The organism is Xanthomonas bonasiae, assembly GCF_017163705.1.
Classification (GTDB): Bacteria; Pseudomonadota; Gammaproteobacteria; order Xanthomonadales; family Xanthomonadaceae; genus Xanthomonas_A; species Xanthomonas_A bonasiae.
The window spans coordinates 70,292-84,329 of sequence record NZ_JAFIWB010000005.1 but is presented as its reverse complement, the minus strand read 5'-3'; the positions used below and the strand labels follow the sequence as shown (position 1 = coordinate 84,329).

Sequence of the window (14,038 nt, the reverse complement as noted above, 5' to 3'; positions counted from 1 at the left end):
CCTCAGCGCAGTTCGTCCTTGGCCCACAACGCGAGTTTCTCGCGGCCGATCTTGGCGTTGTGGCGGATATCCACCGGGAAGCCCTGATGGCGCAGGAAGTCGGCGATGCCGGCGGTGTGCGGGTGCGCCGCGGCCGTGGCCCGCAACTGCTGCTCCAGTTCCTGCAATTCCAGCTGGCTCCACTTCCAGGTGCCGGCTTCCAGTTCGTAGCACAGCACCGGGCGCTGCCGACCCGCCTCGCCGATCCCGACCAGCGCGCTGCGCCGCACCCCCGGCAGCGTATTGAAGATCGGTTCGACCTGCTCGGTGTACAGCGGCCCCTGCGCGGTCTCCACGCGCTGGGTCTTGCGCCCGCAGAACCACAGCCGGCCCTGCGCGTCGAAGTAGCCGATGTCGCCCATGCGATGCACGATGCGCTCGCTGCCGTCGTCCAGGCGCTCGCGGATCTTGGCGATGCGCGTGGCCGCATCGCGGTTGAAATAGGTGTCGGTGGTGGTCGGCCCGGCCACGGTGATCTCGCCGACCGTGCCAGTCGGCAGCTCGCGCACGCCCGGCCACTCGGGGATCGCCGCATCGTCGATGGCGATGATGCGCACCACGTTCGGCGCCACCACCGCGCCGACGCAGGTGCCGGCGCCGGTTTCGGTGGCCGTGCGCGTGTCCTGCAGTTCGCGGCCTTCGATCGCCGCCACAGGCAGGCACTCGGTGGCGCCGTACGGCGTCCACAGCTTGCCGTCCTCCGGCAGCAGGCTGCAGATCTTGGCCACGATTTCCGGCGGCACCGGCGCGCCGGCAGAAGTGGCGCAGCGCACGTTCGGCAATGGCCGCCCGTAGTCGGCCAGCACCCGCATCAGCGCCGGCGAACCGAACAACTGGGTCACCCCGAAGCGGTCGATCGCATCGTGCAGCTTGCGCGGATCGGCGCTGGCCGGCCGCGTCGGGTCCATGTCCGGGATCACCGAGGTCAGCCCCAGCGCCGGATCGAACAGGGCGAACGGCGGGAAGGTCGGCAGGTCGATGCCGCCGGCCTGCATGTCGAACGCGTTGCGCATCAGTTCGATCTGGCCGACGAAATGGCGATGCCGATAGACCACGCCCTTGGGCACGCCGGTGGAGCCGCTGGTGAACAGGATCGCGGCCACGTCGTCGGCCGCGGTGTCGGCCAGCTGGCTGCCGGCGCCGCTGCCGGCACGCTCGATCTGCGCCAGCGTGGTACCGCCCCAGGCCCAGCGCCGGCCCACGGTGACGATGCGCCGCGCCGAGCGCGCCCAGCCCAGCAGGCGCCGCGCCAGCTGCGCCAGCGGAATGCCGATGAACGCCTCCGGCTGCGCCTCGTCCAGGCATTGCTTGAGCGCGCGCTTGTCGATGCCCGGATCCACCAGCACCGGCACCGCACCGGCCTTGAACAGCGCGAACATCAGCAGGAAGAACTCCGGCGACGGCCGCACCATCACCACGGTGCGGGTGCCGCGGCCGATGCCGTAGCCGCCCAGCCCGGCGGCGATCGCGTCGCTGCGCGCATCCAGCTGCGCATAGCTCAGGGTCACGTCGTAGGCGGCCAGGCCGTTGACCCCGCGGCCGCCCGGGCAGCGGATGGCGATCTGGTCGGGGCGCTCGCGGGCCAACGGCGGCAGCGTCGCGGCGATGTTGCAGATGGGGGTCGTGGTCATCGGCCGATTATCGCCGATGGCGTCGCCATGCCGCCAAGGCATGTCATGCAGTGCCGAGTAGGTCACGTTGGATCGTCAGGTCGCAAGTTGGTGCTGCGTGGCGCAGCGACTGACTGGCGGTCGGCTCAAGCCGCGTGGCGCAGGCCGCTGGGCCGCGTACGCGGGGCGCGTCATGGTTCGGGACTGCACACGCGTCCACGTCCGCTCTCTTGCTTGTCCCGTTCGTGCGCAGGATCGGCGCGGCCTGTTGCCTTAGGCCATGTCATCAATTCCCGGGCAGGTCGCGCTGGGTCTGTCAGGTCGCCAGCCGGTGCTGCGTGGCGCAGCGCCTGACTAGCGGTCAGCTCAAGCCGCACGGTGCCGGCTGGCGGCCTGACAGGCCCAATCCGTAGGGCGGCTCTTGCGCGTGCACGCTGCCGCGCCAGCGCTGACGTGAACATGCATGCGCGGGCGTGGCGCGAGCTGCTCGGGGATTGATGGCGCGCCCTAGGCGACCCGGAACGTGCGCCCGCTCTGGATCCCGGCCACGCTGCGCCGGTAGGCCAGCGCCGCGCGCGCAGCGCTGACGCTCTCGAATCCAGGAAAGAACGCCCCGTACTGTTCGGCCGATTCGCTCAGCACGGTCGGGCTGACCACATTGATGCGGCGGCCGCCGCGCAACTCGCAGGCGGCCGCGCGCACGAAGCCCTCCAGCGCGGTGTTGACCGTGGTGGCGTTGCTGCCGCCGCGGATCGGCTCGTCGGCGACGATGCCGCCGGTCAGCGTGATCGAACCGCCTTCGTTGAGATGGTGCTGGCCGAGCAGCGCCAGCCGCACCTGGCCCAGCAGCTTGTGCTGCAGCCCCAGCGCGAACTGCGCCGGCTGCAGCGTGGCGAGCTCGCCGAAGTGCAGTTCGCCGCTGGTCGAGACGATCGCATCCACCGGCCCCAGCGCGGCGAACAGCGCCTGCACGCTGGCGTCGTCGGTGATGTCCACGGTGGACGCGCCGCGCGTGTGGCCGACCGCGATCACCTCGTGGTCGCGCCCCAGTTCCTGCACCACGGCCCGGCCCAGGGTGCCGGTTCCGCCGATGACGACTGCCTTCATGCCACTGCTCCTGCTGGTGTGAGGCGGGCAGTCTGGCCGTGTACCGGGCAGCGAAAAATGGCGCAGAATTTCCGACACTGCAAACCCAGGGTTCGCAATCGTGGACAAACTGCGCAGCATCGAGGTCTTCGTCGCCGCCGTGGAGGCCGGCAGCTTCAGCGCCGCCGCGCGGCGGCTGGACATCAGCGCGGTGATGGTCGGCAAGCTGGTCCGCCAGCTCGAGACCCATCTGGGCGCGCGGCTGCTGGAACGCAGCACCCGTCGCCAGGGCCTGACCGACGCCGGTCGCCGTTTCTACGAAGAGGGCAAGCGCGTGCTCGAACAGCTGCGCTGGGCCGAAAGCTCGGTCGAGCGCCTGGCCGCCGCGCCGAGCGGGCTGCTGCGGATCAGCGCCGCCACCACGCTGGGCGAATGCGTGATCGCCGCGGCGGTGGCCGAGTACCAGGCGCAGTTCCCGCAGGTGCGCATCGAACTGGACCTGAGCAACAGCGTGGTCGACCTGATCGAAGACGGCATCGACCTGGCGATCCGGGTCGGCGCGCTGGATCCCGCCCTGAACCTGGTGGCGCGCCCGCTGGGCCACTACCGCATGGCGATCTGCGCCGCGCCGGCCTATCTGGCGCGCCACGGCGTGCCGGCCACGCCCGCCGACCTGGCCGCGCACCGCTGCCTCGGTCACGCGGCCTGGAACCCGCGTTCGGCCTGGCGGCTGGAGGCGTCCGGCGCGACCGCGGGCTGGCCGGCCGAGACCGCCCTGCGCTGCAACAGCAGCGCCGCCTTGCGCCAGGCCGCCCTGCACGGCGCCGGGCTGCTGTTGCAGCCGCAGGTGCTGGTGGCCGAGGATCTTGCCGCCGGACGCCTGGTCGGCCTGCTCGAGGCCTATCTGCCGGCCAGCCGCCCGGTCCACGCGCTGTACCGGCAGGACCGTCGACCGCTGCCCAAGCTCGCCAGTTTTCTGACCTTCCTGCAGCAGCATGCGGCGCCGCGACTGGCCTGATCGCGCACGAAACGCCGCCGCCTGAATGCCGCGCCGCTTGCAGCGCGCGCCGGTTCGGTCAGAATGCCGCGCCCCCCACCGCTGTTTGCCGCGCAAGGCCCGGCTGCCATGGCACATCCCTGCCTCACCTGCGGCGCCTGCTGCGCCTACTTCCGCGTCAGTTTCCACTGGAGCGAAGCCGATCCCGACCTGGGCGGCAGGGTCCCGTTCGCACTCACCGAACCGTTGCGCACCCACGAACGGGTGATGCGCGGCACCTCGCAGGCGCAGCCGCGCTGCGTGGCGCTGGACGCGCAGATCGGCCGCTACAGCCGCTGCACGATCCACGACCGGCGCCCGTCGGTATGCGCCGCGGTGCCCGCCTCGCTGGAGTTCGGCGAACGCAGCGCGCAGTGCGACAAGTCGCGGCTGGCGCACGGGCTGCCGTTGCTGACCGAGGACGATTGGGATGGCGTGACCGAGCGTAATCTTCCGGACGCCTGATTGCGCGATACCGCTGCGCTCAGCGCAAGGTCGCCCATGCGCATCGCAACCCGTCCGACGACCGTCCTCTCATCGGTGCAGGATGCCGATGGCGCCGGCGACATCCGCCCGCCAGCGCCACGGCCGAGCATGAACGCGCTTCAGCGGTTCTTCCACTTGGTCGGCACCGGATTGGTCACGGTGTTCTTTTCCATGGTGTAGGTGCCGTTCTGCTGGGCGATGGCTTCGCCGGTGTCGACGATCGCGTTCTGGATGAAGATGTTCTTGTCCTCGCCGCGGACGAAGGTCAACTGGTGGAAGGCGGTCTTGTTGCCCCAGTCCTCGGAAGGCAGGGAAATGAAGCGGACGGTATAGCTCTCGTCGTCGAAACTGCCTTGCAGCACATAGACGCCGTAGTGGTTCTCGCCTTGCGAGATGAGCTTGTACATGCCGTTGCTGTAGTAATAGAGCTCGGCATCGGGAAACGGCTTCTTGTCGTACATTTTCCGGTAGTGCAGCACCTGTTTGTAGGTGGGCTGGCCGAAACCGACCGCCAGGTGCTTGCCGTCGGGGGAGGTGGTCAGGCCTTCCGCGTGCGCGCCGGTGGCGCTCATCGACATCAACAACATCGACATTGCGATCGCTCTCACTTCGTCTTTACTCCGGTCCGCTTGCGTCCATCGCCTGCACTGTACAGAGACCTGTTTATTACAGAGCGGCAATCGTTTGCAGTTTTCGCGAACAAGCCGGCGACGTCTCCCGCTGCGACGCGCGTCAGGGCCAACGACGCGCCTCAGCGCGATGCGCGCCCGCCGCCGGACCGATGCGCGCCGGCGACGGCGCGTCAGCCCAGCGGATGCCTGTCCAGGAACGTGCGGATCGCGGGCACCAGTACCTCGTGCTTGTCTTCGAGCACGTAGTGGTTGGCGTCCTCGAACGCCATGACCTCGGCCTGCGGCAGCGCCTGGCGGAAACCGGCCAGGAAGTGATGGTCGAAGCAGATGTCGCGCAAGCCCCAGGCGATGAACGCCGGGCGGTCGGCGAACGACGGCAACGCCTGCGCCGAGCGTTCCAGCAACGACCAGGCCTTGTCGGCCGGCGACAGCGGGATGTCCTGCATGAAGCGGATCGTGGAAATGCGGTTGGCCCAACTGTCGTACGGCGCCACGTAGGCGCGGCGCACGGCGGCGGGCATGCGCCGCGACACGCCCAGCCACGAGGCGCCGGAGGAGAACGCGTTGAAGGTGCGGATGAACCACTCGCCCGGGCGCCAATGCCGGCCCATCGCGATCTGCCACGGCATCGGCTTGGCCGCCGGCAACGGGAACGCGGCGGTGTTGGTGATCACCAGCCGCTTGACCTGCGCATGGTGCGACAGCGCCCAGCCGAAGCCGATCATGCCGCCCCAGTCGTGCACCGCCAGCGTCACCGGGCCGTCGATGCCCAGGTGCCGCAGCAGCGCGTCGAGATCGTCCACACGCGATTGCAGGGTGTAGTCGTAGCCCGGCTGCGCACCCGGCGCATCGTCCGGCTTGTCCGACAGGCCCATGCCGATATGGTCGGGCACGATGCAGCGGTAGCGGTCCGACAGACCGGTCACCAGATGCCGCCACAGATAGCTCCACGACGGATTGCCGTGCAGCATCAGCACCACCTCGCCATCGCGCGGGCCTTCGTCGAGGTAGGACATCGCCAGCCCCGGACGGACCTGGAAACGCTGCGGGGTGAAGGGGTAGCCGGGGTAGTTCATGCAAATCGCATCCGATCCAGATCGAAGGAACCCGCGTTTTGTAGGCATTCGCCCAACTTCGGCAGGGAGAAGAATTCGCGCTCGCCGCGCTCACTTGCCACCATGAAGACTGCGCCACCGTCTCGATGGACCGCGCCGTGCTTGCCAATCACGCCATCGATTCCTCATCGCGCGCAGACGCATGGTAAGCAGGCAAACGATGGTCGTCATTGGAAAGCAGGCGCAGAAAAGCAGGGTGCAGAAACAGTTTTTCCTTGCCCAGGCGCTGCTCCTGCAACACGCCAATCTCCACCAACTCCTTCAACTGACGCGCAGCGGTCTGCCGGGTCACGCCCACCACCTCCACGGCGTTTTGGATGCGGCAATAGGGCTGGTTGAAAATCACCTCCACAAGCTCTCGGCTATACGCCTTCGGCGCATGGCTGCGAATGTAATCGCGCGCTTGTGCCTCCAGCCCGCGGATCGCCTGGATCTTGGCCGTGGTCCAGGCAGCCGTCTCGGCCACGGCGCTGAGCATGTACTGGATCCACTCGGCCCAGTGGCCATGCCGGGTCACGTCCAGCAGCAGGCGGTAATAGTCGCTGCGGTGGCGGATGATGTAGCGCGACAGATACAGCACCGGCAAGTCGAGCAATCCCTGTTCGATGAGCATCAGCAGGTTCAGCACGCGGCCGGTACGGCCGTTGCCGTCGGTGAAGGGGTGGATGGCTTCGAACTGGTAGTGCGCGACCGCCATGCGGATCAATGGATCGATGTCGGTGTGCTCATGGATGAAACGCTCCCAGTTGGCCAGCTTGTCGCGCAGCAGCGTCTCCCCCACCGGCGGGGTATAGATGACCTGCTGGGTCTGGTCGTTGGCTAAAGCCGTGCCGGGGACGCGGCGGATCTGCATCTGCACCGCCTTGATGCGGCTGCAGACGACGACCGCGGTATCCGTGCACAAGGGGCGCTGCTGCAAAGACTGGAAGCCTTCGTAGAGCGCGCTGCGGTAGCGCAACGCCTCCTTGGTCGCAGGCTTCTGCGCCTTATCCTGATCTTCTGCGTAGCGGAACAGGTCGTCCGTCGTGGTGACGATGTTCTCGATCTCCGAGCTGGCCTGAGCCTCGAGGATCGGAATCGTGTTGATCAACACCGTGGGATTTGGCAGCAGCGCCGTGGCCTGCTTCAACTCGGCCAACGCGGTTCTAGCCCCGATGCAGGCCTTGAGCAGGCTGCGGGTCTCGATATCTCCCGTTGGAGGCAGCAACGGGAGATCGTTGTACGGGAACTCGGCCTCGAACGTCGACACATCTTCCATGGCTGCGTCAATCATGTTCGGAGAACGAACATGATGCAATAACATGTACTAAAAATCCATTTTTTTTAACACGTCTTATGCGCCCGCCAGGCCTCCGTCCCGCTACCAGACCACCTCGGCCATCGAGCAGTTCAGGCCCGAGCCGATGCCCATCAGCGCGATCCGGTCGCCCTTCTTCAGGCGCCCCAGTTCGCGCAGCTTGCTCAGCACGATCGGCACGCTGGCCGGACCGATGTTGCCGTGCTCGCCGAAGATGGTCATCACCTTCTTCGGGTCGATGCCGAAGTTCTTGATGAAGGCCTGGGTGTGCGGCAGGCTGACCTGGTGGATCACGAACTGGTCCAGCTCGTCCACCGCCCAGCCCAGCGCCTGCCTGGCGGCGATGAAGGTCTTCTGCGCCAGCTTGAGGCCCTCGATCAGCAGCATGCGGGTATCGGTGACCATGCGATCCAGGTTGCCCCGGCACAGGGTGTTCCACTCGGTGGCCGAGCGGGTCACGCCGCCGCGGTAGCGCGGGGCGTCGGGCACCAGCTCGGCGCGCGCCATCACCATCGCCGCGGCGCCGCAGCCCAGGGTCAGCGCGGCCAGTTCGTCGCGGAATTCCTGTGCGGTCACGTCCGGGGAGGTCATCCGCTCCAGGGTCTTCTCGTACACCAGGTTGGCGGTCTCGCCGTCCACCACCAGCGCATAGTCGATCTCGCCGCGCTCGATCATCCGCGCCGCGATGTCCATGCCGTTGATGAAGGCCAGGCAGGCATTGGCGACGTCGAAGGTCATGCATTCCTCGCCCACGCCCAGGTTGCCGGAGACGATGCTGGCGGTGGACGGTTCCAGGTAGTCGCGGCTGACCGAGGTATTGACCAGCAGCCCGACCTGGCCGGCGTCGATGCCCGCGTCGGTCATCGCCTTGCGCGCGGCCAGGGTGGCCGCATCGGACGCCTGCATGTCCGCATCCCACATGCGCCGCGCGTGGATGCCGGCGATGTCGCCGAGCACGTCGGTGCGGATGCCGAGACGGTCGTAGGTCGGTTGCAGGCGTTCGTTGATCTGCTTGGAAGTCAGCGTGTGCGGCGCATCGATATGCGCCAGTCCCGCGATGGAGACATTGTTGAAGAGCATCGAGATGTACGCCGGGATAAGGCGAAGGGGCGCCAATTCTAGCGGCTGCCCGGTTTTACCGCATCTTTAACAAATTGGAACAGAGCGTATGGCTTAACCGGTTCAGCGAACGCTGCACTGATAGGCGCCGTAGCGCTGGTCGCCGTCGACCGGTTCGCCCATCGCCTGCACGGTATTCGCACCGACGCCGGGGGCTTCGTTGCGCGCCAGGGTCTCCAGTTCCTCGCGCACCCGCAGCGGGTTGCGCTGGTAGAAGCCCACGTTGCTCTTCACCGACACCACCACCTCGCCCCGCTTCTCGCAGCCGGCCGGCGCCTGCCCTGGCGGCAGTACGCGCACGGTCTTGCCTTCCGGCGCCATCGGCACCCAGGTGCAGGCGGAGAGACTGGCGAGCAGGAGCAACGCGATCGGTAGGCGCATGGAGAGGGACCGCAGGCTGAGAGAACCCGGATTGTGCCGCAGATTGCTGAATTGGCAATGACGCCGCCGGATCCCGGTGGCCGCAATGCGCACCGGAGCCGGCCACGGCGGCTCCGGTGCGCGAAGCTTCGCCATGCGTCGTCCGGCCCCGTGGGCCACCGTCCCCCGAAAGGAGCCATGTCCCCGCAAGGAGAAGGGAACGGCCTAAGCCCCTCTCCCACCGCGAGACGGGTGGAGTGAGGGTCCGGCGCGAAGCGACTCGCGGTGTTTGGGTGCACGAGGCTGCGCCCGTACCCTCATCCGCCCCTGCGGGGCACCTTTTCCCGATGGGAGAAGGGAACAGCCGACTAGCCCCTCTCCCCTCGGGAGAGGGGTTGGGGTGAGGGTCCGGCGCGAAGCGCCTCGCGGAGTTGGGTGCGCGAGGCTGCGCCCGTACCCTCATCCGGCCCTATGGGGCACCTTCTCCCGGTGGGAGAAGGGAGCAGCCCTAGCCCCTCTCCCACCGGGAGAGGGGTTGGGGTGAGGAGGGTACGGCGCGAAGCGTCTCGCGGTGTTTGGGTGCACGAGGCTGCGCCCGTACCCTCATCCGGCCCTGCGGGCCACCTTCTCCCGAGGGGAGAAGGGAACAGCCGACTAGCCCCTCTCCCGCCGGGAGAGGGGTTGGGGTGAGGGTACGGCGCGAAGCGCCTCGCGGAGTTGGGCGCGCGAGGCTGCGCCCGCATCCTCACCCGGCCCCGCAGGCCGCCACCCTCAGCGCTTGGGCGCGACCGGCGCGGCCGCGCCCTGCGGCTTGCCGTCGGCGTCGATCACCGTCACTTCGCCCAGCTTCAGCGCACGCACCGGGCGCTCGATCTGCTTCAGGTCGCCCACCACCACCCAGGTCAGTGCGTTCGGATCCAGGGTCGCGGCGGCCTGCGCCACCTGCGCCGGGGTCATCGCCTCGATCTCGGCCTTGCGCTTGAACACGTAGTCGTCGGGCCGCCCGTAGCGGACGATGCCGCCGATCGCACCGAGCACCGAACTGGCGGTCTCGTAGGCGCCAGGCAGGCTCAGGGTCTGGATGTTGCGGATCCGCGCCACTTCCTCCGCCGTCGGCGGCAGCTTGCCGCTGGCGAAGGCGCTGATCTCCTTCTGCATCTCCTGCAGCGCCGGCGCGGTCTTGTCGATCTGCACCGGCGCGGCGGCCGACCACGGGCGCTGGCCCAGGGTGTTGGAGGCCGAACTGCGCGCGCCGTACGACCAGTGCTTGTTCTCGCGCAGGTTCATGTTCAACCGCGAGGTGAAATCGCCGCCGAGCACGCCGTTGGCGGTATCGAAGCGGATCGAGGACGCATCGGTGGTCGGCGGCACCAGTTCGGCGGCGAACAGGTTGGCCTGCACCGCGCCGGGCTGGTCGATCAGGTACACCCGCGGCTTGCTCGGACGCGGCACCGCCGCCGGCGCCTGCAGCGACGGCGCCGTGCCCTCGCCCTTCCAGTCGCCGAACTGCGCGTCCAGCAGCGGCACCACCTCGGCCAGGGTGGTGTCGCCGACCACGATCAGAGTGGCTTGTTCGGGGCGGATCCAGTCGCGCTGGAAGTCCACCAGATCGGTGCGCTCCAGGGCTGCGATCGCCGGCTCGGTGCCGCTGCCGCTGAACGGGATCGCATACGGATGGCCGGCGCCGTACAGCAGCGGCGGCAGCACCCGCATCGCCACCGCGTTGGGCTGCGCCTTCTCCTGGCGGATGCCGGCGATCCAGCTCGCCTTGATCCGCTCGATCTCCTTCTGCTCGAAGCGCGGACGCCGCAGCATGTCGGCGTACAGCGCCAGCGACGGCGCCAGGTTCTCCTTCAAGGCCGACAGGTAGGCGTTGCTGCCGTCCAGCGAGGCGCCTGCGCTGAGCGTGGCGCCCAGCGTGTCGGCGGCATCGGCGAAGCCCAGCGAGTCGTAGCTGCCGGCGCCTTCGTCGAGCATGCCCATGGTGAAGTTGGCGGTGCCCGACTTGCGCCCCTGGTCGGCGCTGAAGCCGCCCGGGAATTCGTAGCTGAACTGCACCACCGGCACGTCGTGGCGCTCGGCCAGGATCAGCCGGGTGCCGTTCTTCAGCGTGGCGCGTTGCAGCGCAGGGAACTTCAGCTGCGGGAACTGGGTGGTCTTGGGCGGGCCGGCGCTGCGATCGACGACGCTGGGCAGCACGCGGTACTTCGGATCGACCGGCGGCGGATTCAGCGGCGCCGGCTGCACGGCCGGCTCCTCGGCCAGCGCCACGCGCTCGCCCGGTTCCACCACCAGGGTGTGGTCGCCCTTGCCCAGCCATTTGCGGCCCACCGCCTTCAGATCGCGCGCGCGGGTGGACTCGATCGTGGCCAGCGAGGTGCGGAAGCAGCCCGGATCGCCGGTGAACACCGTGCACTCGGCCAGCGCATCGGCCTTGCCGCCGAAACCGCCGATGCGCTCGATGCCGCGCACGAAGCCGGCGCGGAACGCGGTCTTGGCCCGCAGCAGTTCGTCCTTGTCCGGCCCCTTGTCGAGCAGCTTGCGCAGCTCCTCGTCGATCACCGCCTCGACCTTGGCCGGATCCACGCCCTGCTTCACCGTGGCGATGATGCCGAAGCTGGAACCCAACTGCGACGGCCAGGCGCCGGCGCTGATCTGGTCGACCAGCTTGTCCTCGTGCACCAGGCGCCGGTCCAGCCGCGACGACTTGGCGCCGCCCAGCACCTGCGCCAGCAGCTGCAGGCGGTCGATGTCCTCGGTGCCGGTCTGGGCCACGTTCCAGACCCGGTAGATGCGCGCCTGCGGCACCTTGTCGGTCATCGTCTCTCGGGTGGACTGGGTGCGCTGGGCCACGTCGACCTGCGGCTGCGCCATGCTCGGCCCGGCCGGGATGTCGCCGAAATAGCGGGCGACCTTCTCCTTCGCGGTGGCCACGTCGATGTCGCCGGCCAGCACCAGCACCGCGTTGTTCGGCCCGTACCAGGTGCGGAACCATTGCTTCACGTCGGCCAGCGAGGCGGCGTTGAGGTCGTTCATCGAGCCGATCACGCTGTGGTGGTACGGGTGGCCCTTCGGGTACAGCGCGCGGCTCAGCTTGTCCCAGGCCTGGCCGTAGGGCTGGTTCTCGCCCTGGCGCTTCTCGTTCTGGACCACGCCGCGCTGTTCGTCGAGCGCGGCCTGGTCGATGGCGCCGACCAGGTGGCCCATGCGGTCGGACTCCATCCATAGCGCCATGTCCAGCGCGGTGGTCGGCACGTTCTCGAAATAGTTGGTGCGGTCGCTGTTGGTGGTGCCGTTCTGGTCGGTGGCGCCGACCTGCTTGAACGGTTCGAAGAATTCGCCGCTGTGGTTCTCGCTGCCCTGGAACATCAGGTGTTCGAACAGGTGCGCGAAACCGGTGCGCCCGGCCGGCTCGTCCTTGGCGCCGACGTGGTACCAGAGGTTGACCGCCACGATCGGCGCCTTGCGATCGGTATGCACCACCACGCGCAGGCCATTGGGCAGGGTGAACTGCTCGAACGCGATGTCCACTTTCGCCGCAGCCGGCGGCCTGGCCGCACTCGACGGCGGCGCGTAGCTCAACGCGCCGAGCGCGGTGGACAGGGCGATGGCCAGCAGCGCCCCACGGGGGCGGATCGACACGGTCATGCAAGTTCCTTTTGAGAAATGAGTGGAAGGACAACAGGCCTCGATCGTAACGGGCCGCCGCCGCGCCCGCGTATGTCTTTTGGCCCGTTCCCGAGCGTGGCCGGCGCTTCCGATCCTGAACGCGATGCGCCAACGCCGCTGCCGCAACGGTGACCGGCAGGCCGAAGACGGACGTACGCAAGCGACCGTGTGTCCGCCCGCGGACACCCGGCTCGCCAAAAAAACCTTGAATAACAATACCTTGAAGTTGGCACAGGATCTGCTTTGCATCTGAGCGCCACAACTGCATTCGAAGCAAATAATGAATGAGAGCTTAATAGAAAGAAAAAACAGAAGAAAGTTCTTGCACGCCCTGATTAGGTGTTCTACCTTACTACCACACCACTGCTCAACAACACCAACGAGGCCCGCCATGAAAACCGCTTCCTTCGCCCTGACCTTCGCCATCGCCGCCCTGCTCGCCGCGCCGGCCATCGCCGCACCGACCGTCACCACCCTGGACAGCGTGCAGGTCCGCCCCTCCGCCGAGCAGATCGCCCAGCGCACCTTCGAGCGCAACAGCGGCATCGCCACCCTGGCCGCGGTGCAGGTGCGCCCCTCCGCCGAGCAACTGGCGCAGCGCGATGCCGAACTGTCCAGCCGCATCGCCACGCTGGCGTCGGTGCAGGTGCGTCCGTCCGCCGAGCAGATCGCCCAGCGCGATGCCGAGCAGGCGACCAGCCAGCGCGTGGTGACCCTGGCCGCGGTGCAGGTGCGTCCGAGCACCGACACCCAGAGCGTCTTCGCGATCGGCAGCGTGGTCAGCGGCGCCCTGGACAGCGCGATGCTGCAGTTGCAGCCGAGCCTGCAGAACCTGAGCCAGGACCTGACCACCAGCCTGGCGCGCTGAGCCGGCGACGCTTCGCCGGCGCAGGCCGGAGCCGGCGCGTAAACTGCGCCGATGACCGCCACGCCCACGCTGCATGTCCTGCTGTTCCAACCAGAAATACCGCCCAACACGGGCAATGCCATCCGCCTTTGCGCGAATACCGGCGCGCAGCTGCACCTGATCGAGCCGCTCGGCTTCGACCTTGAGGACAAGCAGCTCAAACGCGCCGGCCTGGATTACCACGAGTACGCACGCCTGCAGGTCCACGCTTCGCTGGACGCCGCGTTGCAGAGCATCGCCCCGCGCCGCCTGTTCGCCCTGAGTACCCGCAGCGACACCCGCTACGATGCGCCCGCCTTCGCCGACGGCGATGCGTTCCTGTTCGGCCCGGAAACCCGCGGCCTGCCCGCCGAGGTGCTGGAACGGGTTCCGCCCGCGCAACGCCTGCGCCTGCCGATGCGCCCGCACAACCGCAGCCTCAACCTGTCCAACGCGGTAGCGGTGGTGGTGTTCGAAGCATGGCGGCAGCTGGGCTTCCCCGGCGCGGATTGAACGCGCGGCAGGGCACCGGTCGCTGGCGCCACGTCCATCGGGCCGGGCTGTGCGGCAACGCAGACGACGACTGCCACGCGATCCGGCACACGGCGGCGGCGCCGCAGGCATGAGGCCTTCTCCACGACAACGAACGCAAGCTGCACGCCGACGTTCCGCCGGAAAGCCGCTGCGTCTCGTGCATTGCGGC

General features: G+C 68.2%; 13 protein-coding genes. 4 read left to right on the top strand and 9 right to left on the bottom strand.

Annotated elements, in window-relative coordinates:
* Window positions 1-2: 2 nt before the first annotated feature.
* On the bottom strand, window positions 3-1,670 hold the full coding sequence (gene oleC / locus JR064_RS07325) for an olefin beta-lactone synthetase (RefSeq protein WP_206229275.1): 1,668 nt from the start codon (window positions 1,668-1,670) through the stop codon (window positions 3-5).
* Between the two features lie 486 nt (window positions 1,671-2,156).
* Window positions 2,157-2,756: a short chain dehydrogenase gene (locus JR064_RS07320; protein ID WP_206229274.1), complete on the bottom strand. Its 600-nt coding sequence runs from the start codon at window positions 2,754-2,756 to the stop codon at window positions 2,157-2,159.
* Window positions 2,757-2,856: 100 nt separating this feature from the next.
* On the opposite strand from JR064_RS07320, the gene JR064_RS07315 reads away from it, so the two are divergent.
* Window positions 2,857-3,753, top strand: a complete 897-nt coding sequence (locus tag JR064_RS07315; protein WP_206229273.1) for a LysR substrate-binding domain-containing protein — start codon at window positions 2,857-2,859, stop codon at window positions 3,751-3,753.
* Between the two features lie 108 nt (window positions 3,754-3,861).
* Window positions 3,862-4,236 (top strand): YkgJ family cysteine cluster protein, encoded by a 375-nt coding sequence (locus JR064_RS07310; RefSeq protein WP_179571116.1) that lies wholly within the window; start codon window positions 3,862-3,864, stop codon window positions 4,234-4,236.
* 140 nt (window positions 4,237-4,376) lie between these two features.
* On the opposite strand, the gene JR064_RS07305 is transcribed toward JR064_RS07310, so the two are convergent.
* The 7 genes from JR064_RS07305 to JR064_RS07275 form a co-directional block, all read right to left on the bottom strand.
* Complete coding sequence (locus tag JR064_RS07305; protein WP_191826602.1) at window positions 4,377-4,850, bottom strand: hypothetical protein; 474 nt, start codon at window positions 4,848-4,850, stop codon at window positions 4,377-4,379.
* A gap of 209 nt (window positions 4,851-5,059) precedes the next feature.
* Window positions 5,060-5,965 carry an alpha/beta fold hydrolase gene (locus JR064_RS07300; protein ID WP_179571118.1) on the bottom strand — a complete coding sequence of 302 codons (906 nt, stop codon included), beginning with the start codon at window positions 5,963-5,965 and terminating at the stop codon, window positions 5,060-5,062.
* Entirely contained in the window at window positions 5,962-6,117 is a 156-nt protein-coding gene (locus JR064_RS07295) for a hypothetical protein (RefSeq protein ID WP_191826660.1), read from the bottom strand. The genes JR064_RS07300 and JR064_RS07295 overlap by 4 nt, the downstream gene beginning before the upstream one ends.
* Window positions 6,114-7,277, bottom strand: coding sequence for a protein adenylyltransferase Fic (gene fic / locus JR064_RS07290; RefSeq protein WP_206229371.1), 1,164 nt, complete (start codon window positions 7,275-7,277; stop codon window positions 6,114-6,116). Before fic ends, JR064_RS07295 begins: the two co-directional genes overlap by 4 nt.
* Window positions 7,278-7,364: 87 nt before the next feature.
* Window positions 7,365-8,381 carry a 3-oxoacyl-ACP synthase III gene (locus JR064_RS07285; RefSeq protein ID WP_179571120.1) on the bottom strand — a complete coding sequence of 339 codons (1,017 nt, stop codon included), beginning with the start codon at window positions 8,379-8,381 and terminating at the stop codon, window positions 7,365-7,367.
* Between the two features lie 102 nt (window positions 8,382-8,483).
* Window positions 8,484-8,801 (bottom strand): DUF4156 domain-containing protein, encoded by a 318-nt coding sequence (locus JR064_RS07280; RefSeq protein ID WP_179571121.1) that lies wholly within the window; start codon window positions 8,799-8,801, stop codon window positions 8,484-8,486.
* Window positions 8,802-9,551: 750 nt separating this feature from the next.
* Window positions 9,552-12,428 carry a M16 family metallopeptidase gene (locus JR064_RS07275; protein WP_206229271.1) on the bottom strand — a complete coding sequence of 959 codons (2,877 nt, stop codon included), beginning with the start codon at window positions 12,426-12,428 and terminating at the stop codon, window positions 9,552-9,554.
* A 412-nt stretch (window positions 12,429-12,840) separates the two neighbouring features.
* On the opposite strand from JR064_RS07275, the gene JR064_RS07270 reads away from it, so the two are divergent.
* Window positions 12,841-13,317, top strand: a complete 477-nt coding sequence (locus JR064_RS07270) for a hypothetical protein (protein ID WP_191826605.1) — start codon at window positions 12,841-12,843, stop codon at window positions 13,315-13,317.
* 51 nt (window positions 13,318-13,368) lie between these two features.
* On the top strand, window positions 13,369-13,848 hold the full coding sequence (locus tag JR064_RS07265) for a tRNA (cytidine(34)-2'-O)-methyltransferase (RefSeq protein WP_206229270.1): 480 nt from the start codon (window positions 13,369-13,371) through the stop codon (window positions 13,846-13,848).
* Window positions 13,849-14,038 lie beyond the last annotated feature (190 nt).

Excerpts from the sequence above, each read along its gene's own strand:
- oleC (WP_206229275.1), bottom strand. The coding sequence starts at position 1,670 with ATGACCACGACCCCCATCTGCAACATCGCCGCGACGCTGCCGCCGTTG.
- JR064_RS07275 (WP_206229271.1), bottom strand. The coding sequence starts at position 12,428 with ATGACCGTGTCGATCCGCCCCCGTGGGGCGCTGCTGGCCATCGCCCTG.
- JR064_RS07320 (WP_206229274.1), bottom strand. The coding sequence starts at position 2,756 with ATGAAGGCAGTCGTCATCGGCGGAACCGGCACCCTGGGCCGGGCCGTG.
- JR064_RS07310 (WP_179571116.1), top strand. The coding sequence starts at position 3,862 with ATGGCACATCCCTGCCTCACCTGCGGCGCCTGCTGCGCCTACTTCCGC.
- JR064_RS07265 (WP_206229270.1), top strand. The coding sequence starts at position 13,369 with ATGACCGCCACGCCCACGCTGCATGTCCTGCTGTTCCAACCAGAAATA.
- JR064_RS07285 (WP_179571120.1), bottom strand. The coding sequence starts at position 8,381 with ATGCTCTTCAACAATGTCTCCATCGCGGGACTGGCGCATATCGATGCG.
- fic (WP_206229371.1), bottom strand. The coding sequence starts at position 7,277 with ATGATTGACGCAGCCATGGAAGATGTGTCGACGTTCGAGGCCGAGTTC.
- JR064_RS07270 (WP_191826605.1), top strand. The coding sequence starts at position 12,841 with ATGAAAACCGCTTCCTTCGCCCTGACCTTCGCCATCGCCGCCCTGCTC.
- JR064_RS07305 (WP_191826602.1), bottom strand. The coding sequence starts at position 4,850 with ATGTCGATGTTGTTGATGTCGATGAGCGCCACCGGCGCGCACGCGGAA.
- JR064_RS07300 (WP_179571118.1), bottom strand. The coding sequence starts at position 5,965 with ATGAACTACCCCGGCTACCCCTTCACCCCGCAGCGTTTCCAGGTCCGT.
- JR064_RS07280 (WP_179571121.1), bottom strand. The coding sequence starts at position 8,801 with ATGCGCCTACCGATCGCGTTGCTCCTGCTCGCCAGTCTCTCCGCCTGC.